At 33.8% G+C, this 21,913-nt stretch carries 20 protein-coding genes; 7 read left to right on the top strand and 13 right to left on the bottom strand.

Annotated features, from left to right (window positions below):
• Positions 1–38 precede the first annotated feature (38 nt).
• Both ACN5J7_RS10395 and ACN5J7_RS10390 read right to left on the bottom strand, forming a co-directional pair.
• Entirely contained in the window at positions 39–2,468 is a 2,430-nt protein-coding gene (locus tag ACN5J7_RS10395; protein ID WP_418603832.1) for a hypothetical protein, read from the bottom strand.
• A gap of 119 nt (positions 2,469–2,587) precedes the next feature.
• Complete coding sequence (locus tag ACN5J7_RS10390) at positions 2,588–2,851, bottom strand: DUF4834 family protein (RefSeq protein ID WP_418603831.1); 264 nt, start codon at positions 2,849–2,851, stop codon at positions 2,588–2,590.
• Between the two features lie 166 nt (positions 2,852–3,017).
• Between ACN5J7_RS10390 and ACN5J7_RS10385 the strand changes: the two genes are divergently transcribed.
• Both ACN5J7_RS10385 and ACN5J7_RS10380 read left to right on the top strand, forming a co-directional pair.
• Positions 3,018–4,022, top strand: a complete 1,005-nt coding sequence (locus ACN5J7_RS10385) for a transporter (protein WP_418603830.1) — start codon at positions 3,018–3,020, stop codon at positions 4,020–4,022.
• A gap of 28 nt (positions 4,023–4,050) precedes the next feature.
• Complete coding sequence (locus ACN5J7_RS10380; RefSeq protein ID WP_418603829.1) at positions 4,051–5,172, top strand: GNAT family N-acetyltransferase; 1,122 nt, start codon at positions 4,051–4,053, stop codon at positions 5,170–5,172.
• Positions 5,173–5,278: 106 nt separating this feature from the next.
• Here the strand turns inward: ACN5J7_RS10380 and ACN5J7_RS10375 are convergent, their stop codons facing one another.
• The 3 genes from ACN5J7_RS10375 to ACN5J7_RS10365 form a co-directional block, all read right to left on the bottom strand.
• A complete protein-coding gene (locus tag ACN5J7_RS10375) occupies positions 5,279–6,538 on the bottom strand; it encodes an aminotransferase class I/II-fold pyridoxal phosphate-dependent enzyme (protein WP_311938487.1) in 1,260 nt (419 codons plus the stop codon).
• 229 nt (positions 6,539–6,767) lie between these two features.
• Entirely contained in the window at positions 6,768–7,808 is a 1,041-nt protein-coding gene (locus ACN5J7_RS10370) for a cysteine synthase family protein (protein ID WP_311938489.1), read from the bottom strand.
• A 78-nt stretch (positions 7,809–7,886) separates the two neighbouring features.
• A complete protein-coding gene (locus tag ACN5J7_RS10365) occupies positions 7,887–9,947 on the bottom strand; it encodes a S9 family peptidase (protein ID WP_418603828.1) in 2,061 nt (686 codons plus the stop codon).
• Positions 9,948–10,163: 216 nt separating this feature from the next.
• Here ACN5J7_RS10365 and ACN5J7_RS10360 point away from each other — a divergent pair, with 216 nt between their 5' ends.
• Positions 10,164–10,487, top strand: a complete 324-nt coding sequence (locus ACN5J7_RS10360) for a YbaB/EbfC family nucleoid-associated protein (RefSeq protein ID WP_418603827.1) — start codon at positions 10,164–10,166, stop codon at positions 10,485–10,487.
• A 33-nt stretch (positions 10,488–10,520) separates the two neighbouring features.
• Here ACN5J7_RS10360 and ACN5J7_RS10355 read toward each other — a convergent pair whose 3' ends face one another.
• The 3 genes from ACN5J7_RS10355 to ACN5J7_RS10345 form a co-directional block, all read right to left on the bottom strand.
• Positions 10,521–11,585 (bottom strand): glycosyltransferase, encoded by a 1,065-nt coding sequence (locus tag ACN5J7_RS10355; RefSeq protein ID WP_418603826.1) that lies wholly within the window; start codon positions 11,583–11,585, stop codon positions 10,521–10,523.
• 289 nt (positions 11,586–11,874) lie between these two features.
• Positions 11,875–12,774: a beta-1,6-N-acetylglucosaminyltransferase gene (locus ACN5J7_RS10350; protein ID WP_418603825.1), complete on the bottom strand. Its 900-nt coding sequence runs from the start codon at positions 12,772–12,774 to the stop codon at positions 11,875–11,877.
• Between the two features lie 55 nt (positions 12,775–12,829).
• On the bottom strand, positions 12,830–13,861 hold the full coding sequence (locus ACN5J7_RS10345) for a glycosyltransferase (protein WP_311938500.1): 1,032 nt from the start codon (positions 13,859–13,861) through the stop codon (positions 12,830–12,832).
• 133 nt (positions 13,862–13,994) lie between these two features.
• On the opposite strand from ACN5J7_RS10345, the gene ACN5J7_RS10340 reads away from it, so the two are divergent.
• Genes ACN5J7_RS10340 through ACN5J7_RS10330 form a run of 3 tightly spaced genes read left to right on the top strand, consistent with a single transcriptional unit; the run spans position 13,995 to position 16,169 of the window.
• Positions 13,995–14,690, top strand: a complete 696-nt coding sequence (locus ACN5J7_RS10340; protein ID WP_311938501.1) for a hypothetical protein — start codon at positions 13,995–13,997, stop codon at positions 14,688–14,690.
• Between the two features lie 38 nt (positions 14,691–14,728).
• Positions 14,729–15,415, top strand: coding sequence for a hypothetical protein (locus tag ACN5J7_RS10335; RefSeq protein WP_418603824.1), 687 nt, complete (start codon positions 14,729–14,731; stop codon positions 15,413–15,415).
• A 34-nt stretch (positions 15,416–15,449) separates the two neighbouring features.
• On the top strand, positions 15,450–16,169 hold the full coding sequence (locus ACN5J7_RS10330; RefSeq protein WP_418603823.1) for a hypothetical protein: 720 nt from the start codon (positions 15,450–15,452) through the stop codon (positions 16,167–16,169).
• Here the strand turns inward: ACN5J7_RS10330 and ACN5J7_RS10325 are convergent.
• The 5 genes from ACN5J7_RS10325 to ACN5J7_RS10305 form a co-directional block, all read right to left on the bottom strand.
• A complete protein-coding gene (locus tag ACN5J7_RS10325) occupies positions 16,166–16,765 on the bottom strand; it encodes a hypothetical protein (protein WP_311938506.1) in 600 nt (199 codons plus the stop codon). The two genes, ACN5J7_RS10330 and ACN5J7_RS10325, sit on opposite strands and share 4 nt — an antisense overlap.
• A 58-nt stretch (positions 16,766–16,823) precedes the next feature.
• Complete coding sequence (locus ACN5J7_RS10320) at positions 16,824–17,489, bottom strand: HAD family hydrolase (protein WP_311938508.1); 666 nt, start codon at positions 17,487–17,489, stop codon at positions 16,824–16,826.
• Positions 17,479–18,447, bottom strand: coding sequence for an ATP-grasp domain-containing protein (locus ACN5J7_RS10315; RefSeq protein WP_418603822.1), 969 nt, complete (start codon positions 18,445–18,447; stop codon positions 17,479–17,481). Before ACN5J7_RS10315 ends, ACN5J7_RS10320 begins: the two co-directional genes overlap by 11 nt.
• 18 nt (positions 18,448–18,465) lie before the next feature.
• A complete protein-coding gene (locus ACN5J7_RS10310) occupies positions 18,466–19,485 on the bottom strand; it encodes a glycosyltransferase (RefSeq protein WP_418603821.1) in 1,020 nt (339 codons plus the stop codon).
• Positions 19,486–19,687: 202 nt separating this feature from the next.
• Positions 19,688–20,707: a threonine aldolase family protein gene (locus ACN5J7_RS10305; RefSeq protein WP_418603820.1), complete on the bottom strand. Its 1,020-nt coding sequence runs from the start codon at positions 20,705–20,707 to the stop codon at positions 19,688–19,690.
• 95 nt (positions 20,708–20,802) lie between these two features.
• Here ACN5J7_RS10305 and prfB point away from each other — a divergent pair.
• Positions 20,803–21,913 (top strand): peptide chain release factor 2 gene (gene prfB, locus ACN5J7_RS10300; RefSeq protein WP_418603819.1). Its coding sequence is split into 2 segments (ribosomal slippage): positions 20,803–20,865 and positions 20,867–21,913, totalling 1,110 coding nucleotides; the frame shifts between segments, so codons are not numbered across the junction.

Genomic DNA, 21,913 nt, shown 5'->3' with positions numbered 1-21,913 from the left:
TCAATTTTAAAGATTCCTGCCTTTGCAGGAATGACAAACTATTTCTTTTTAAATTCATAAAACAAACCAGCCAAAAGCAATAATCCAAAAAGGACGGAACTTGCCAATGCAATTTTACTACCTGTTTTAACAACATCTGGATCGAAACTAAACTCAATTATGTGTTTGCCTGCTGGAATCTCCATGCCTCGCAACGTGTAATTTACACGCATGTGCGCTGCTTCCTTTCCATCAATAAATGTTTTCCAACCGTTACCGTAGTACACCTCGGAAAATACTGCAAACCCATCATTTGAATTATTTGACTCGTATTTTAGATAATTCGGTTTGTTTTCAATCAATTCAATTGAAGCTAGAGAATCAACATCAAAGGAGTTATAAGCCCTACTTTCTTTCAACAAATCTTTCGGCTTGTTAACATAGGTGTAAATTGCTTTATTCTTATTATCTAAACTATCTAATGCGTTAATTTCCTCATTTGCAGAATTAACGCGTTCTAAGGTTTTTACAAACCACGCATTTCCGTTGGCTTCTTCGTTGGTGTAAGGCACAGGATTACCGTTATCGTCTTGAACAATAATGTACTTTGTGTTTAACATATTAAGCACATTGATGTTGTTTTGTGAAATATACCAATCGGAAACCTCTCTGTAACGTTTCAACCCTGCAGCGTGATAACCGCTTAATGAATTGTGGTAATACGATGGTTTTGACTGCCCAGAAACCAAATCCAACACCCTAAAATGTGTTGTGTCTTTTAGTATTTCCTTATCGGCCTCGCTTTTAGTGAAAGGTTGATTAACCTGCATTGCCGAAACAAAATTATCGTTGTTTACATAGCGCCTATCAACACCTACTAAATCAAAAAGAATAAGTGCAGCAAACGCCACCATAGCCCATTTTTCCTTTAGCTTGTCTTTTAAAAAAGCCCAAATAACACCAGCAGATAGCAGCACCAAAATCAGCGTTCTCATGGTATCTTGGGTGAAAATCGCCTTTCTATCGGATTTGATCGCATCAATAAATGCCTGACCGTAATTTTGGCGGTAAAACCCATCGTTTACGCCAGCAAAATCGAAGGATGATTTAAACAACAGAAACAGAATAGCTACACCACCGGTTATCATTGCCGAAAACTTTAAAGCTTTTAGTTTCTCTTCTTTCTTTTCAAAATCGTTAAATAATTTAACTAATCCGAAAATCGCTAAAACCGGAATGCACAATTCTAAAATAACTTGAATGGAACTTACGGCTCTAAATTTGTTGTAAAGCGGCACGTAATCAATAAAAAAGTCCGTTAAAAACCCTAAATTCTTTCCATAGGATAACAATAGCGATAGTATGGTACCGCCAACGAGCCACCATTTTAAGCGGCCTTTTACCAGAAATAAGGCAAATACAAACAAAAACAAAACAACGGCCCCTATGTAAGCCGGAGCCTCAACAATGGGTTGATTGCCCCAATACATGGGCGCGCGCTTCGATTCTTGTAAAGCCTGTGTTGGCGATGCGCCTAATTTCCTGTAAGCCTCGTAAGTAGCGGAGTCTTTCCCGAGGTTCTCACCGTTTCCGCCACCCATAAAACGCGGAATGTAAAGATTAAACGTTTCTAAAATCCCGTAACTAAACTGGGTAATATAGTCTCTATCCAAACCTGAAGTTGCCTCTTTTGGCGTGCCATCGGGATTAATGGTCAATTCACTTTTACCACGTGTGCTTTCTTTTACATATTCTTTAGTGGCCAGAATCCCGGTCGCATTTAATGCAATCGACAAAAAAACCGCAGCAAATAAAATACCGACAGATTTAAAGTAATGCGGCAATATCTTCTTTTTATAAGCATCGATTAAATAAGCGATTCCCAATACGATAACCAATAGCATTAAATAATAGGTCATTTGAAAATGGTTTGCCACAATTTCCAAACCCATAGCGACAACGGTGAGTAAAAAACCAGTTATGTATTTTCGTTGGAACGTGAGCAGAATACCGCTTAAAACCAACGGCATGTAAGCAATGGCGTGTGCTTTACTATTATGTCCAACCCCAAGAATGATGATTAAATACGTTGAAAACCCAAAGGCCAAAGCACCAATGGCGGCGAGCTTAAAATCGACTTTTAAAACGAGTAAAAGTACATAAAAACTCAACAAATACAGAAATAAATAGTCGGCCGGTCGGGGTAAAAACCGCAAGGCCAAGTCTAATTTTTTAATATAGTTATGCGGATACTTCGCACCCAATTGATAAGTTGGCATCCCACTGAATGCACTATTTGTCCAATAGGTTTCCTCTCCGGTTTCAGCACGAAAATCCTTTTGCTGTTTACTCATGCCAATATATTGCACGATATCGCTTTGAAAAATCTGTTTCCCTTTTAAAACAGGGCTAAAATAAGCTAAAGAAAGTATTACAAAACCTACTAAAACAAGTAAGTGCGGAAGTGTTTTTTTAAATGAAAATTGCATGAAAATGTGTTAAAAACAATGGTTGTGAAATTAACTATTATTTTCGAGATATACTTAACCTAAAAGAATCAAAATTTAATTGTTAAGATTTCGGTCTGTACGAAAATGGCAAAAGAAGATTATTCTATTTCTTCAAAATCCACATAATCGCCCACTTTTTTATTTGATGCTTTAGTGTTTGGCATTTTATCAATAGTCACTTCGCCTTCGCGTATTGGCTTTTCTTGTCCTTGTTTTCCTCTGAATTGCCCAAATTGTTCACCAAATTGTTTTTCGGCTTTTTTAGCGGCATATTTAATCAAAAAAGGTGCAAATATTCTAGAAAGAACTTTAATGCCATAATATACCAACACAATAATAAGTATGGTTCTTAATAAACCCATTATAGACTTTTTTTAAAAATTTATACAAAAATACGATTCTAAACATTTAAAAAACCCTTAAAAATGATAAAAAAAGTATAAAATATCTATATTTGAGCATCCTATATAATAATTAGTGAAAGTATTACATAACTATAAATTATAGATATTTTACAAAACATTCATTATGAACCCAATCAAATCTACCTTAATTTTACTACTAAGCTTAGTTAGCACACAGGCTTTTAGTCAATATACAGATGTTATTAACTCCAACCGACCAGGTGTTTCACGTAGTGCATTTTCTGTGGGAACAAACGTTGCGCAATTTGAAGTTGGCCCATATATCATAAAAGAAAAAAGAACGCCCGCTATGGCTTTTGAAGTTTCTGGTTTTGGAGTGGATTTTGCAGCACGATACGGCTTGCTTTGGGAAGAACTGGAGTTAAATGTGGAAGGCACGTATCAAAACGACACCAAAACATACACCTCTAATTTAGCAGCTGAAGATGCGCGTTCAAATTTTAAATTTGTAAGTGTTGGTGCAAAATATTTGATTTATGACCCTTATAAAAATTCCGAGAACGACAAGCCTAATTTATATAGCTGGAAAGCTAATAATCGCTTTAAATGGAGCTCGTTAATTCCAGCTGTTTCAGTTTATTTGGGCGCAAATTACGACACCAAGCAAAACCCATACACAGCCCCCGGAATTGAAGGTTTTAGCCCTAAAGTTATGGTGGCCACCCAAAATAATTTTGCCGGCGGTTGGGTTATGGTAATTAATTTAATTAAAGATAGAATTGGCACAGATCAGTCCGATTTTCAATACATACTAACCCTAACGCATTCCTTTAGCCCAAAATGGGTAATATTTGGGGAGGCACAAGGTATTAAAAGTGATTTTTATGCCGATAATTTGTTTAGATTTGGGGGCGCTTATTTATGGGGGAAGGACTTTCAGCTGGATACTGCCCTTACCTTTAACACCAAAGACACACCATCTGTTTTTAGCGTTAACTTAGGGGCGTCGTACAGATTGGATTTTCATAAGGACAAAGAAATTGACAACGGCAATTCCGCCGAAGATGAATTAGAAAGAAAATCAAGAAGAAACAAAAAAGTCAAAAATAAAGACGCTGCAGAATCAAAGAAAAAGCAAAAAAGAAGAGATACCGATTTTGATAATTAAAACAGTCAAGATTTTTCGTTAATAATATATGATTACACTTAAAGAAGTAACCACCAAAAAAGGCCTAAAAACTTTCGTAAAGTTTCCTTTTAAGCTTTATAAAGACTCGAAATACTGGGTACCTCCTATCATTTCAGAAGAAGTAAGAACATTAAATAAAAATGTAAATCCAGCATTTAACGATGCCGATGCGCGCTTTTTTTTAGCTTATAAAGACAATGAGATTGTTGGCAGAATTGCTTGTATTATCAACTGGATAGAGGTCAACAAACAAAACCAAAAGAAAATGCGCTTTGGATGGTTTGATGTTATTGACGATATTGAGGTGACTAAAAAACTGTTGGAAAAAGTCAATGAAATTGGAAAGGCCAATAATTTAGAATTTATCGAAGGCCCTGTAGGGTTTTCCAATTTGGATAAGGTTGGCGTGCTAACGCATGGCTTTGATGAAATAGGCAGCATGATTACATGGCACAACCACCCGTATTATGCGACACATTTTGAAAAACTAGGTTTTGAGGTTGCAAAAACCTACTCTGAGAACAAAATGGAGTTTAAAAATATTCTTCCTGAGTATTTCTCGAAAATCCAAGATTTAATAAAAAGACGCTACAAATTAAAGGCTTTGAATTTTACAAAGAATAAGGATATTATGCCTTATACCGATGAAATGTTTGAGGTTTTCTCAAAATCGCACGCAACACTTTCTTCCTTTGTAGAAATCAACCACGAGCAAAAAGCGTATTTTAAAAAGAAGTTTATTGGTTTTTTAAATCCGGAATACGTGAAGTTTGTATTGGACAAAGATGACAAATTGATTGGTTTTGGCATTGTAACACCCTCGTACGCTGAAGCTTTACAAAAAATGAAGGGTAAATTATTCCCTTTTGGAATAAAGCACTTATTGCACGCTAAAAAGCATGCTAAAACCGTAACTTTTTATTTAATCGGGGTTTTACCAGAATATCAAAACAAAGGTATTACGGCTATTATTTTTGAAGAATTTTATAAAACCTTTAAGGAGAAAGGTATTGAGTTATGCGTTAGAGGACCTGAACTGGATGACAATGAAGCTATCCATAAACTTTGGAAAAACTTTAAGCCCGTAACCCATAAAAGACGATGTACATTTAGAAAAGACATCTTGTAAAAGATATCGCTTTTAAGCACAAAAAAAAACAGACGATTCTACGTTAAAAGAAAAATCCGATTCATTTTAATGAATCGGATTTTTTTATATTCTAAATACGTTGTAATTACTCGCCCATGGCCGCCATTACCGCTGCCGATAAACGCTTGTACGTTCCGTTTTCCAATCGGTCTCTAATCGCATCAAAAGCATCTAAGGTTTCTTCAACATCTTTTAAAGTATGTGTTGCCGTAGGAATCATTCTAAGTAAAATCAATCCTTTAGGTATCACCGGGTAAACCACTATAGAACAGAATATTCCGTAATTTTCACGCAAGTCTCTAACCAACGCCATAGCCTCTGGAATACTACCTTTTAAATACACTGGGGTAACGCAACTTTGAGTTGTACCAATATCGAAACCACGTGCTTTTAATCCAGATTGTAAGGCGTTAACAATAGTCCATAAATCCTGTTTTAACTCTGGCATTGTTTTTAGCATTTCCAAACGTTTTAATGCCCCAACCACTAACTGCATTTGAAGTGATTTAGCAAACATTTGAGAGCGCAAATTGTATTTTAAATAATCAATAATTTCTTGGTCGGCGGCAATAAAAGCGCCCGTACTCGCCATAGATTTTGCGAATGTTGCAAAATACACGTCAATCCCGTCTTGAACGCCTTGCTCCTCTCCTGCTCCGGCGCCTGTTTTTCCTAATGTCCCGAAACCATGGGCATCATCAACAAAAAACCTGAAGTTATATTTCTTTTTAAGTGCTACTATCTCTTTTAAACGCCCTTGTTCCCCGCGCATTCCAAATACTCCTTCGGAAATAACCAAAATACCGCCACCGGTTTGTTCGGCCATTTTGGTAGCGCGCTCTAAGTTTTTTTCTAAACTTTCAACATCGTTATGCTTATATGTAAAACGTTTACCCATGTGTAAACGTACCCCATCAATAATACAGGCGTGTGCATCGACATCGTAAACTATAATATCATCTTTAGCAACTAAAGCATCAATGGTAGATACCATGCCTTGATAACCAAAATTTAAAAGATAAGCCGCTTCTTTATTAACGAATTCAGCCAATTCATCTTGAAGTTTTTCGTGCAAATCTGTGTGACCAGACATCATTCTTGCTCCCATAGGATAAGCCGAACCGTAATCTGCTGCTGCTTGTGCATCCACTTTTCGAACTTCGGGGTGGTTTGCCAAGCCTAAATAATCGTTGATACTCCAAGTGATGACATCTTTCCCCTGGAACTTCATGCGATTTGAAATCTCTCCTTCTAATTTTGGAAATACAAAATACCCTTCAGCTTGAGATGCCCATTTACCTAACGGACCTTTATCCTTGTAAATCTTTTCGAATAAATCTTTCATTTATTATAAATCTTTTTTGCTATGAAAAAACAAACATGTGTAACACTTTAATTGTGCAGATGTACGCTTTTAGTTCTTTAGTTAGTTGCTGCAAAATTAAATATTTAAATTGTTTGAACATAATTTTTAAGGTTCAATTATTCATTATATCATTTCTTGATTGATATTAAACCAAAAAAAGAGCCTTATTTTAAAAATAAAGCTCTTTTTAGTATATATTTTATGTTCATTATTTTATGTATTGAACCGTTTTTTCCGTTTCGTGGTTAACACTATCAAAAAAGCCTTGTTCGTTCATCCATTTATCACTGTAAACCTTACTCATATAGCGCGATCCGTGATCTGGAAATATAATAACAACATTGTCGTTTTCATTAAATTCGCCAATTTCATCCAATTGAGCAACCGCTTGCATGGCAGCTCCAGAAGTATAGCCCACAAACAACCCTTCGGTTTTTGCAATTAATCTTGCAGTGTGCGCACTTTCTTCATCGGTTACTTTAACAAACTCATCAATGGTATCGAAATCTGTTGCGGTTGGAATTAAATTTTTGCCCAAACCTTCAATTCTGTACGGATAAATTTCTTTTTCGTCGAACTCTCTGGTTTCGTGGTATTTTTTAAGCACGGATCCAAAAGCATCAACACCAATAACTTTAATGTTTGGGTTTTGCGCCTTTAAATACTTAGCTGTTCCGGAAATGGTTCCACCAGTACCACTACACGCCACCAAGTGTGTGATTTTGCCTTCGGTTTGATTCCAAATTTCCGGACCGGTAGAAAGGTAGTGTGCATCAATATTCAATTCATTGAAATACTGATTGATATAAACCGAACCTTTAATTTCTTCGTGCAAACGTTTAGCGACTTGGTAATACGATCTTGGATCGTCTGCGCTAACGTGCGCGGGACAAACATAAACCTTGGCGCCCATGGTTTTGAGCATGTCTATTTTATCTGCCGACGATTTAGAACTTACTGCCAAAACACAATCGTAGCCCTTAATGATACTAACCATGGCGATACTAAAACCTGTATTGCCCGAAGTAGTTTCAATGATGGTATCACCTGGGTTAAGAATTCCTTTTCGTTCTGCTTCTTCTATAATGTGTAATGCTATTCTATCCTTTGAAGAATGACCTGGATTAAAAGCTTCTACTTTAGCAAAAAAGTTGCCTTTAAATTTTGATGTGATTTTATTAAGTCTAATAAGCGGTGTGTTGCCTATTAAGTCTAATACATTATCAAAAACCTGATTGTTTTGTTTCATAAATGCTTTTTAAAAGCTACTCAATATTACTAAAAATATTTGTAACTTAAAACTTGGCAAAAATAAGCAATTTTTTTGTTATGCACTAATTCCTTCTAAATCTAAAATAAAAGCATACTCTAAGGCTACTTCCTTTAGGCTTTCAAAGCGCCCCGAAGCACCACCATGGCCAGAATCCATATCGGTGTGCAATAATAATTTGTTATGGTCTTTTTTTAATTCCCTTAATTTCGCGACCCATTTTGCGGGTTCCCAATATTGCACCTGCGAATCGTGCAAACCTGTTGTTACCAACATGTTCGGATAGTGTTTGGCTTCTACATTATCATACGGTGAATAGGATTTCATGTAATTATAAAATTCTTTTTCATTTGGGTTTCCCCATTCATCGTATTCTCCGGTGGTTAACGGAATGGTATCATCGAGCATGGTAGTAACGACGTCAACAAACGGAACCGCTGCTAAAATACCGTTGTACAATTCTGGGTTCATGTTTATTATAGCGCCCATCAACAAACCACCTGCCGAACCACCGTAAGCGTAAAGGTGTTTGCTGGAAGTATATTTTTGCTCGATTAAATATTTAGAGCAATCAATAAAATCTGTGAATGTGTTTTTTTTGGTCAACAGTTTCCCGTTTTCGTACCAATCCCTTCCCAAATACTCTCCACCGCGGATGTGCGTTATGGCGTAAATAAATCCACGATCCAATAAACTCAAGCGTATCGTTGAAAAAGAAGGGTCGATTGTAGAACCGTAAGAGCCATAAGCGTATTGCAATAACGGGTTTTTACCGTTTAACTTTACCCCTTTTTTATAAACCAACGATATGGGTATTTTTACACCATCTCTTGCCGTTGCCCAAAGGCGCTGGGATTTGTAATTTTCTTTTTTAAAATTACCACCCAAAACAGCTTGTTCTTTTTTTATTTCGCTTTGTTTGGTTTTTAGATTATAATCAATAATAGCATTCGGATGCGTTAGTCCACTATATCCGTAACGTAGAGTATCACTGTTAAAATCCGGGTTGGTGCCAATATAAGTGGTGTAGGTTTCTGAATTGAACGGCAAATAATAATCTTCACTCCCATCCCATTTAATAATACGAAGTTTATTGAGTCCATTTTCGCGTTCGTTAACCACTAAAAAGTTTTTAAAAATTTCAATATCTTCAATTAAAACGTTTTTTCTGTGCGGTATAACATCTTCCCAAAATTCTTTTTCCGTGGTGGTTGAACTTGTCTTTGAAAGCTTGAAATTAGTGGCTTTATCAATGTTTGAAATGATATAAAAGGCATCGTTAAAGTGTGCAATGTTATATTCTAAATCCGTAATTCTTTTTTGAAATATTTTGAAATCACCGTCAGGCGTATCGGCATTTAAAATGCGGTATTCCGAACTCAACGTACTCGAAGACCCTATAATGATGTATTTTCTGGATTTCGATTTATAAACAAAGGTGTTGAAGGTGTCGTCAGTTTCATGGAAAACCTCGATATCCTCGTTTGTTTCGGTGTGCAGTTTATGTTTAAAGATTTTAAAAGAGCGCAGTGTAACCTCGTCTTTCATGGCATAAAATAAGGTTTTGTTATCGTTTGCCCAAGTTACGCTTCCCGTGGTATTTAAAATTTTATCGGCGTAAACCTCCGCTGTTTCCAGATTTTTAATTTGAATGGTGTATTGGCGTCTGCTTACCGTATCGGTTGAAAACGCTGCCAATTTATTATTTGGGCTAATGGCAATGCTTCCTAAATTAAAATAGGCTAAACCTTGGGCCATGCGGTTGCAGTCGAATAAAATTTCCTCTTCCGCTTCTAAACTTTCCTTTTTTCTGGCATAAATGGGGTAATCGCTGCCTTTTTCAAAACGCGTAATGTACCAATAGCCATTAAGCTTGTAAGGTACGCTGGTATCGTCTTCTTTAATGCGCGCCTTCATTTCTTCAAATAAATCCTTTTGAAAACCTTCCGTATGCTGCATCATCTGTTTTGTGTATGCGTTTTCTGCATTTAAATACGCTATGGTTTCGGGGTTTTCCTTATCGTTCAACCAATAATAATTATCGATTCGGGTATCGTTATGAACCTGTAATGCTTTCGGTATTTTTTTAGCTATTGGTGGCTGAATTGTATTTTTCAAATGAAGCTGTTTTTATTCTTGAATTAAGGCCTCAAAAGTACATGATTTTTTTTCATTTAGAAATTGACAAAAAACTAAATGAATAAAATTATGAACTAACATAGTGGTTACTGAAGTGAAATTAAATTTTGGGTTTTTTTGATACAAAATTTAATTTTACAGAAGAAAAATAGAAAAATTAAATAGTTTTGTATTGTAAAACAAAAATTTAAAATTATGTTTGGAGATATGATGAATATGATGGGGAAACTTAAAGAAACCCAGAAAAAAGTTGAAGAAACAAAAAAGCGCTTGGATACGGTTTTAATAGACGAAAAAAGCAGCGACGGATTGTTGAGCATAACTTTAACGGCAAACCGAACCATTAAGTCTGTTGACATTGCTGATGAACTACTTGAAGACAAAGAACAACTTGAAGATTACCTGGTTTTAACCTTAAATAAAGCTATTGAAAAAGCCACCAAAGTTAATGAAGCGGAATTGGCTGCCGTTGCCAAGGAAGGTATGCCGAATATTCCGGGGATGGATATGTTTAAGTAAAGCGTTGGTTTTTACAACACTTCAATCTCAACCTTAAAAGCGCGTGTTTTTTCCTAAGACATTCTTAGAGTTTAAAATATATTTTCTAGACTTAGAACGATAAGCTTTAAGAACAAAATACAGTGTCCATTTATTATTGAGCAAGCTTTTTAGTACTTTATAATGTAATGCGCTAAACTCTTCGGCGTTAAAATGTTTTATGGGGTAAGCGCCAACAGCTTCACACTTTGTCAAATTATGCTTAATTTCCTTAAAGTTTAGGTTGCCCTTAACCATTTTTGTAATAGTAAAAAAAACAAATACATCCCTTCTAAAATTAAAATTGTTGATTATTGTTTTTTTGTGTTCGATTTCTTTTTCTTTTACTTCGTCAATAAGTCTGCTAAAGTCATCAATTAAAGCTACAAAATAATCTATAATTCGTTTTTTTGCTTTATCGCTCCCACTTCTAACGGTTGATTCTGACGATTGAAAATACCTATAAATCTTAACAGGGAAATAGGCTACTTTTTTAGCTTCTAAAAATAATTTGAGTGTAAACACCACATCGCCATCGTAATCAGTTCTATCAAAAGTTACTTGGTGCTTGTTTAAAAAATCTTTTTTGATAAAATACCACCAAATTTCAATTCTAAGATTTTTATTGTCACGTAGAAATTCGGTGCCTGTTACTATTTTTGATAACTCTGAGTCCTCTAATGTGCTATCTAATGTGTTTACTTCTCTACTTCGGGTAATCAATGTATCAAACCCGACAAGATCCAATTGATTTGAAACAGCAAAATCAAGTACCGTGTTTAATGAATTATTAGCTACATAATCATCAGCATCAACAAAATAGATATATTCTCCTTTAGCTAATTTCAGCATTTTATTTCTTGTAAACACAGCTCCCCTATTTTCTTGGGAATAGATAAAGATATTGCTATGGTTTTTCGAGAATGTTTCTGCTATTTGCAAGCTATTATCTGTAGAGCCATCATTAACAACAATAATCTCATAATCCCGAGTGCTTATACCTTGAGCCAACAAACTGCTAAGACATTTTTCAATGTAGCTTTCTACATTGTACATGGGAATAAGAATACTTAACTTCATATTTCTAAACAAGGCGATTTGGCTTTTTATGATTTCCCGTAGACACTACAAACATAGTTATTACTAATTAAAATAAAATATAAAATTTATCTGCCTAATACTGTTTCGCGTAAAACATTTCTTTGGGTACTGATTTAATATTTTTCTGTGCTAACCAAACCCCATAAGGCCTGTTTAAAAACCACTGCATCCTTATTGAGCCAGCATTTATTTTTCAAACTACTTATAAATTATAGCAGAACCGTTTTGGGTCAATGCTTTTATATTTGAATATATATAATTGTATTTTTTAATTACCCACTTTTCTGGAGTTTAAAATAGCATGTTTTAAATCATCTGAAAAAGGAACATCAAATTTTCTTGCAAATAATTTATTTGAATTCTTTATTTTCTCAAAATCACTTAGGTCCAAAAGTGCAGGTGATGGATTGTACTTACCTATTCTTTCAGGACTCCAATCAATATACCTTAAATTATCGTTAATTACATTTTTAGCATACGCCGAATTCATTATTACTGTTTGAAAATAGATTTCATCCGAGGCTAAAGTATATTTCATTCTTTTTAATAAATACGGATTTTCTTTGGTATAACCAATTACATATTGAAGTGTGTCTCTAGTTAGGCTCCACCAACTTGAGCCGCCATAATATTTTTTAATTTTACTTGGAAAAGACCTTTTTATTGAAAGTTTTTTTTGAATTTTGACTAAAAACAAGATCTCTTTCTTAAACTTATGTGCATAAGAAATATCAAAAAAATAATAATACAAAAACCTATCGAAACCTCCATTTTCGTTTTTCCATTTTTCCCTTGGCAATTCAAAGTTTTCTAAATAATCATGTTTTATAGGGTTATCAAATAATTTTTTAAATTCAGTAATACTTTTAACAGGAAAATCTTGTCCGCTTATTAAATGAAAATAAACATTTTCTTTAGTCTTAATAGCTTCTTCAGCTAATAACAAATAACAATTTAATTGATTCGTGCCTCCCCAATTTACAGTGTATTTGCGGGATAATAATTTTAAATTACCAGCCGCATTTAATTTTCTAACAAAACTTTTAGGTAATTTTGTTTTCTTGTCGATATGCAAGTATATTTCAAAAACGTCATCATTAAAGAAATTTATTATCTCGAGTAAGTGATCAAAATTTTTATAGGCAGCGATTAAAATGGCTTGCTTCATTTTCGAACTCGTTTTTAACTAAAATTATTAACAATTAATTGAATGATTAACCACATTAATAAAGCTTTATCAATTTTAGCTTATGCATTGCTCTCAATGGGTACAAAAATAAATAGAACAGATACTTATGGTTAAATACAAAAGCTGTTATTTTGATTTTTCGATGATTGTATACGTCGCCTATAAAGTTTGTTAAAGGATAAACGTTTATTTTCTCTAAATCTCTTAGGATTTCATGAATTTTTGGTATTGAAATTTTTAGCCTAATTAGTTTAAAGAACATAAAATAAATACTAACAGTGCTTTTAAATTTTATATTTTTAATAATCGCATCAGCATCTTTTATTTCCTTTTTTGCAATTTCGTTTATAAGTGTATCAAAACGGTAAGCTAAACTAACATAATCTGCAACAACTTTTTTTATGTGTGTTTGGTCCTCGTTGTTCATTATGGAATTAGGAGATTTAACATATCGATGAATTGCTATTGGTAAAAACATGGTACGGTTTGCTTCTAAAAAAATTTTAATGGTAAAAATGGCATCTTCCATAAATTTACCTTCTTCAAATTTTAGATTTGTTTTTAATAAAAACTCACGCTTTAATATGTACCACCATGCCTCTAATCGGTTGTTTTTATTTTTTGCCAAAAATTCATTTCCGGTAATTACCTCAATATTCCCAATAGGTTTCAGCTGGTATGAAAACAAATCCACCTTATCAGTAGGGAGGGTTGAAAACCCAATTATATCTAAGTCGATTTTTAGTAGATATTCTAAAAGTATTTCCAAGGTGTTAAACGCTATGTAATCATCGGCATCAATAAAATAGATGTAATCGCCTTTTGCGAGGTGCATGCCAATATTTCGAGTAGCTCCCAGGCCTTTGTTTTTTTGGCAATGGACAGAAATGTTACCGTGTTTATTTTTGAATTGTTCTGCTATAGCAATGCCATTGTCAGTAGACCCATCATTTATAAGTATTATTTCATAATCAGATTTGGGTAGGTTTTGATTTGTTAAACTAGTCAAACATCGTTCTAAATGGTCTTCCGCATTATAAAAAGGAACAACAATACTTAATTTCATATGAGAGATTAGAATTAAGCTGTCAATTTAATAAGAAAAAAAAAATATACCATTAGTAATAGACAAACAGCATATATATACTTTAAATTTGTTATTATTACATGTAATAAAAAAAAATGACCAATATATTTAAATGAAGTTTTTTTATAAGCACCTTAACTTAGTCCGTTATAACCTTTCAAAAAAAACAGGGCGATTTATTTTTATTTCACCAATACTGTTAACTGGAATTATTGGTTTATTGATGATTACCAAGGCTACAAGAGGATTTGGCTTTTGGTTGCTTGAAGAAAACGCGCCCGTAGAATTATTAACATTTGCTTTTTTAATTACGGGCTCTTTTTTCGGAGTTTGGTTCAGCATTCGTTTTAAAATAATTTTAGGTCGTTTTAATTTTATATTCTATCTATTCTTTGCTATGGGTTTGTTTTTAGTTGCCATGGAGGAAATAGCTTGGGGCCAATGGTTTTTTAATTTTGACACTCCAAAAGATTGGGCAAATATTAACATACAGAAAGAAACCACTCTGCATAATATTGAGGGCTTACATGGATACAACGAAAACTTGAGGCTTATTTTTGGTTTAGCTGGTTTAATGGGAATGTTTTTAGGTCGTTTTAAACTATTTAAAAACATTAGTGTTCCTAAGGTTTTGTTTTTTTGGTTTTTTATAATTTTTTTACATTCGTTGTTAGATGTTTTAACCCAAATGGATGACAACAAGCAAGTAATGCAACGAATTTCTGAGCTAGTTGAAATGTTTATTGGTGTAAGTGCTTTTTTATATCTATACTTAAACTACAGACGTATAAAAATGGATGCAAATTAAAACATCAACAAACTATTTATAATGAATAAATTTTTAAAATGCTGATATCTAAAGACATTGCTCCTATTAATAAAAAGACAGCAACATTAATTGTTTTCACCCCAATAGTAGCCACTCTTTTTATTGTGTTAACCCTAGCAGTACCTCCATTCAGAACGTTTGGATTCTCTTTATTAAAGGAAAATAATGTTGTAGAGTTGTTAACATTCGCCACGTTTCTCATTGGCGGTATTTTCGGTTTAATTAATACCTTTAAGCATTCTAAGTATTTAGGAATAGGATTTTCTACCTTTTATGGCATATTTTCTTTTTTTTTAATTTTAATAGCAATGGAAGAAATTGCTTGGGGACAATGGTTTTTTGGGTTTAAAACTCCAGAAAATTGGATAGAAATTAATGCTCAAAAAGAAACAACTTTGCACAATCTAAAGGGTATGCAAGGTAATACTGAATTTCTTAGATTGGCTTTTGGAGTAGGCGGATTAATAGGAATATTACTAAACAAGTATTCAATTTTAAAAAAAATAAACGTGCATAGCATTCTTGCGATTTGGTTTATAATCATTACTTTACATGCGATTGTAGATATTTATTCAGACTTTATAGAGCTTGATAAAACCTTGGATTTATTTTTAACACTTTCATCAGAATTTATTGAATTGCTTATTGCGGGTAGCGCCTTTTTATACCTTTGGATTAACACAAAACGAATACTACAAAATTAATTAGCCCGATAACATTTCGGTAAAAGCACTATTTATGCCAATTAAAAAAATTTCACAGGGTTTAATCAATAATTATAATGTATCTAAAAAAGCGGCCATGTTTATTTTTTTTCTCCCCATGGCACTAATTATTTGTTATAATATTTTACTTGCAGTTCCTACGTGTAGAAGTTTTGCTTTTTGGTTACAGGATGAAAACAAACCAATTGAAACTTTAACATTTCTGTTTTTTTTATTTGGTGGCATATTGGGTATATATTTAGCTATTAAAATGTCAAAATACTCTGAAAAATTAATGGTTCTTTTTTATGTATTCTTTTCTATTTGCTTAATTTTAATAGCTATGGAAGAAATTGCCTGGGGGCAATGGTTTTTATTTTTTGACACACCAGAATATTGGAAAAAAATGAATACACAGGGTGAAACCACCATTCATAACTTAAAAGGTTTTCATGGACATAATGAAATCCTTCGATTACTTTTTGGCTTTGGTGGAATACTTGGTATTGCTTTAGGCAAGTATGCTATGTTTAAAAAAATTGGGGTCCATATAATTTTGTTACCTTGGTTTATAATAATCATTTTTCATTCCATTGCAGATATATTTACCAACTCCGAAAATATCAGTAATAGCATTTATAGAGGGCTGCAAGCCAATTCTGAACTTATAGAATTACTGATCAGCATAAGTGCTTTTCTATACTTGTGGTTAAACTCAAAAATGTTGAAAAAGTATTATACCGTAAATACTTAACTTAGTTCGTATTTTAAGTTAAAAATATACCACAATAATATACTCAAAACAATCATTTCTCCACCATCTTCAATAACCGCAAGTTTGTTTTCTCCAAAAGGTAACGCAATGTGAAGCACATCTATAAAAACACCAAAAAAGGCCAACGCAAAAACCAAAACAGCAAGATTCTTTATCACTATCTTTTCTTCAATTTTCCCTTTTATATAAGTGAATAAGAATAAAATTAGAAATGCAAAACCAACTAAAAAAGAAACTAAAATTTCACCAAAATCCACAGAGCGTAAATTAAACCTTGGTTGAATGTTAAAATAATTTGCTAAATATTCACCAACATTTTCATGGATGCTTAACGAATCATCTAGTAATAAATATAAAAAAAATGCGGACCATATTAGATAAGTCAGTTTTTGTTTGTCTACAAATACAAAAAACAATAGTAAAAAGCTCCAATATTCTTTTAGGTATTGGAATATTTCTGAATAACCAAAATCTTTTTCTAACGAAAAATAAGAATTTCCATCAATCATTCCATAAACATAAAATGTATGTAATGCAATAAATATTAAATCGGTTGAAATTAATATTAAAAGCAAACCTTTTCTTTTGCTAAAAAAAGTTTTTGTATTGTTGAAAATCTGATTCAAATTCATATTAAAAAACAATTTCGATTAGCTCTGAAAACTTTGAAATATTATGATGTGCCAAAAACTGTTTATTAATATTCGATGTGTTTTGGGTATGAATATTCTGTCCGTTATCTTTTAAGCATATGGTTGTCCAACCTAATTTGTTTGGAGTTATAAAATCTTTTTTAATATTGTCTCCAATGTAATAATACTTAGCGTTTCCGAATAATTTTTCAAAATGTTTATAATTATTGATATTTGGTTTTTCGCTACCAAATTCTTCTGATATTAACATTTCAGAAATCCAAGTATCCAGTTTTAATGCTTCTATTTTGCTTCGTTGCTGGACACTTCTACCATCTGTAATAAGCCCTATGTTTACTCCCCGTTTCTTTAATTCGTTAAGCACTTCAACTTTATCTTTCGTTAATTTTAATTTTGGTTTGTGATTTCTATAAACATCAAGTAATTCCGATACACTTAAGGGCACATTATACTTTTTAATTACGGATTCAAATACATTATCATTGTTATAAAAATAGGTTAGCATTTGATTGTAAATCGTATTAGGTAATACGGAAATGGCTTTGCTGATTATTAATGAAATTTCATTATATGCGGATTTTAAATAATCAATTTCATTGTACAAAGTATCGTCTAAATCAAAAACAACTACCTTTTTAGTCTTCAAAATCACGTATTAAAATTTCATCATCGTAGCGCAACATTAACAAATTGTTTTCCCAGTCATCAAAATACGCTATGCTTTGTCCCAAGATATATTCTTGAATTATCCATTTCGGATAATTTCCACCGGCCAAATAGGATAGCGGAAAGCCACCGCCAAATCTCGGATTTATTTCTATGCCCTTAATAGCTTTCGTTTCTTTGTGCATAAACAACTGTACGGTTACACAGCCCCTTGCTCCTTCTAAATACGAGAACTTTTCATCAATAAGGTTTTTTATTTCATTGTTTCTAGTTAGTCCTTTGCTCACTTCTCCTCCTCTTACTTCTATGCGTTTGCGCGGAATGGCGCATTTTAGTTCGTTGGATTTATTGTAATATAAATCGCAGGTATATTCATCGTATAGATCATGATCCAAATACTCAAAAAATTGAAGCTTTTCATTCTGTAAAAGATAATCTGAAATCTGGTGCTTATTAGTGATAATATGTGTGCTAACGCTATTGCTGCCCACCAGTGGTTTTATAAATAAAGGGAGTTTATAGTTTTGCTTTGAATAAATCTCGGGAACACTTACATTTAGCTTGTTAAACAACTTGTGTGTGCTCAACTTATTGTTACATGTTTTAATAAAATTTTCGCTTGATAAAACTAGCTGTACGTTAATGTCTGAAAACTTTTTGCGGTTTTCGGACAACCCCAATAATTCAGTATCAAGCGTGGGAATGACAAGCGAAATTTTGTTTTGTTTGCAAATTTCCAATAGCGCATCTATATATCCACTATTGTTTATTTTATAAACTTCAAATGCTTTATGGGCCACTTGTGCTGCCGGTGAAAGTTTTGGGAATGCATCCGCAACATAAACCTTGCCTTCACTGTTAATCGCCTTTAACTCTTTAATAAAAGCTTTTACCAAAGAAACCCTTCTGCCAGCAGATGTTATTAAAATATTACCCATGTATTATTTAGTGTTTTTTTAATTATTTCGCTTTAATATGGGGTTGGTTACCATGAATATGAGATAATATAAGTGCTTATTACTAAACAGTTTCGATAAAAAAGAATACGTAAATCCGTTGTAATCTTCTCCAACAAACGCATTTAACTTATAGGCATTAACACTTTTCATCTTATCTAATAAAGGTATGATATCTTGTTTTTTAAAAGTTGACTTCAATATTCTAATCATCATAAAAAAAACAAATGATTGTTGTCTGGATTTTAATCGTGCAATACTTCTTTTATCGCAATTTTCATTTTGTTCTAATTTTTTTATTATGGTATTGTAAACAACTGCTGCATTAGAGTTATCATTAATAATTTTTAAATAATGACTAGGCTCCTTATTCGTCATCGCAGAACCTTTAATTTTAACATGTCTATGTACATCAAAAGATAAATTAACCATGCGCTTTACTTTTACAAAAAGTTGTGCTGTAAAAATGGCATCTTCCATCCACCGGCCTTCAATAAACTTGAGGTTTATTTTATCAATAAATTGTTTGCTTATTATGTACCACCATATTTCATTTTTAAAACTATGATTCGCTATGTATTCTAACCCCGATATAACTTTGGGAATAATGGAATTTAAATCATTAAAACGTGATCGATTCAGTGTTAACGATGTTGTTCCTTGAGAATTAAAGGTTAAAACCTCTGGTTTAAGCTCAAGAGCTGTATCGATTAAAGTTTTTAGAACATGATCTGCTATATAATCATCTGGATCTAAAAAATAAATATAATCGCCATTAGCTAAAGACAATCCTTTGTTTCGTGCCGCCCCAACACCTTGATTTTCTTGATGGTAAACAAAAAAGTTAGCATGCAATTTACAATAGCGTTCTGCAATAGAAACACTGTTATCTTTTGAACCGTCACTAACAATGATGACCTCATACTCATCTTTACCAATATCCTGATTTACTAAACTATCCAAACATCTTGATATATGTTTTTCTACATTGTAAACCGGAATAATTATGCTTAATTTCAAATCAATAAATTGGTTTTGAAAACGAATATAAATAATTATAAGCCATCAAAAGCTATGGGTAAGGCTATTCTTCATATATACTCGATGAATGACAATACAAAGTAAAACACTACTGATTACTAGATAAATCCGATCAAAACTGAATAAGGGTTTTCATAAACAAAAGATAAAAATTTTTGCCGTGTTGTATCTGAAAACTAAATCATATAATTTTTAAAATACTTAGAAACTCATCATGCATCGCATCCGTATAATCCAAATGCGTAACGATACGCAGTTTGCCACCGCCCATGCCAATAATTTTGATGTTTTTGTCGGCCAGTTTCTGCATAAAACGGGGTTCGTTTATATCTTTGTTTAGCTCAAAAATTACAATATTGGTTTCAACGGGTTCTACTGTTTTAATGATGGGTAACTTTGTTAATTCCTCGCCTATTTCCTGAGCTTTTTTGTGGTCTTCGTTTAATCTTTCAATATTGTTGTCTAAAGCATAAAGTCCGGCTGCTGCTAAATACCCTACCTGACGCATACCTCCACCAAAAATTTTTCGAATCCTTATGGCGTTGCGCATAATAGCTGTATCGCCAACCAAAACGGATCCGATTGGGCACCCCAAACCTTTACTTAAGCACACCGAAATAGTATCGAACACTTCGCCATATTGTTTTGGGGTTTCATTTTTCGCAACCAAAGCATGCCATAATCTCGCGCCATCTAAATGAAACCCCAGATTATGATCATCGCAAGTTTTCCTGATTTTTAAAATCTCTTCAAAATCCCAACAGGCGCCACCACCTTTATTGGTCGTGTTTTCAATTTCTACTAAACTGGTTAACGGACTGTGATAAAAGTCTGGCGGATTTATAGCTTCTAAAACCTGGTTTGCTGTAAACATGCCCCGATTGCCATCAACTAGTTTACAAGACACACCGCTGTTAAACGATGCACCACCACCCTCGTAATTGTAAATGTGTGCATATTTGTCGCAAATTACTTGGTCTCCAGGATTGGTGTGCAATTTAATTGCCGCTTGATTGGCCATGCTTCCGGTTGGGAAAAACAATGCTTTTTCTTTTCCGAACATTTCGGCAATGCGTTCTTCTAAAGCATTAACGGTTGGGTCTTCTTTATATACATCGTCGCCAACTTGGGCTTGCATCAAGGCATCTAGCATGCCTTGAGATGGTTTGGTAACGGTATCGCTTCTTAGGTCTATTATCATTAATAATCAATTTGTGTATAAAGCTATAAAATTATCTTAGTATTAGTTTTATTCTGTATGTTTAAATTCTATTTTTGTTCAAAATAATTAAAAGCATGATTACTTCCGATCAAATAAAAAACCTAAACACCCGCCTTGATAAACTAAGGCACTATCTTTGACATTGATGCCAAACTTATAGAACTACAAAACGAAGAAGAGCAAACCTTCGACCCCAATTTCTGGAACGACTCAAAAGCGGCCGAAGTGATAATGAAATCGATTCGGGTTAAGAAAAAATGGGTAGCAGATTACAACACTGCCAAAACCCTTGTTGAAGATTTAGAAGTGCTTTACGAGTTTTACAAAGAAGATGAAGCCACTGCAGAAGAAGTACAAGCCCGCTTTGATAAAGCCGTAACGCTTTTAGAAGATATCGAGTTTAAAAATATGCTCTCTGAAGAAGGTGATAGCCTAAGTGCCGTATTGCAAATTACGGCTGGTGCCGGCGGTACCGAAAGCTGCGATTGGGCAAGTATGCTTATGCGGATGTATTTAATGTACGCCGAAAAAAACGGGTTTAAAGTAAAGGAACTCAACTTTCAGGAAGGCGATGTTGCGGGCATAAAAACGGTGACTTTAGAAATTGATGGCGATTTTGCCTTTGGTTGGTTAAAAGGCGAAAATGGGGTGCACCGTTTGGTGCGTATTTCGCCCTTTGATAGCAATGCGAAGCGCCATACCAGTTTTGCTTCGGTTTATGTGTATCCGCTGGTTGATGATACGATTGAAGTGGAAATTAATCCCGCAGATATTGAGATTACCACGGCGCGCTCTAGCGGTGCGGGTGGGCAAAACGTAAACAAAGTAGAAACAAAAGTGCAGCTTACGCACAAACCCACGGGCATTCAAATTTCATGTTCCGAAACCAGGTCGCAGCACGATAATCGCGCCCGGGCCATGCAAATGCTGAAGTCGCAATTATATGAAATTGAATTGCAAAAACAACTGGCACAACGCGATGATATTGAAGCCGGTAAAATGAAAATTGAATGGGGAAGCCAAATCCGTAATTATGTAATGCATCCTTATAAACTGGTAAAAGATGTGCGAACAGCCCACGAAACCGGTAATGTTGACGCCGTTATGGATGGCGATATCAACGCCTTTTTAAAAGCCTATTTAATGATGATGGGACAAAAAGAAGAAGACAATTCGCAATTATAA

The sequence above is a fragment of the Hwangdonia sp. genome (genome assembly GCF_048381975.1).
Lineage (GTDB): Bacteria > Bacteroidota > Bacteroidia > Flavobacteriales > Flavobacteriaceae > Hwangdonia > Hwangdonia seohaensis.
Note: the sequence above shows the minus strand (reverse complement) of the source record. Positions and strands in the feature narration are given on the sequence as shown.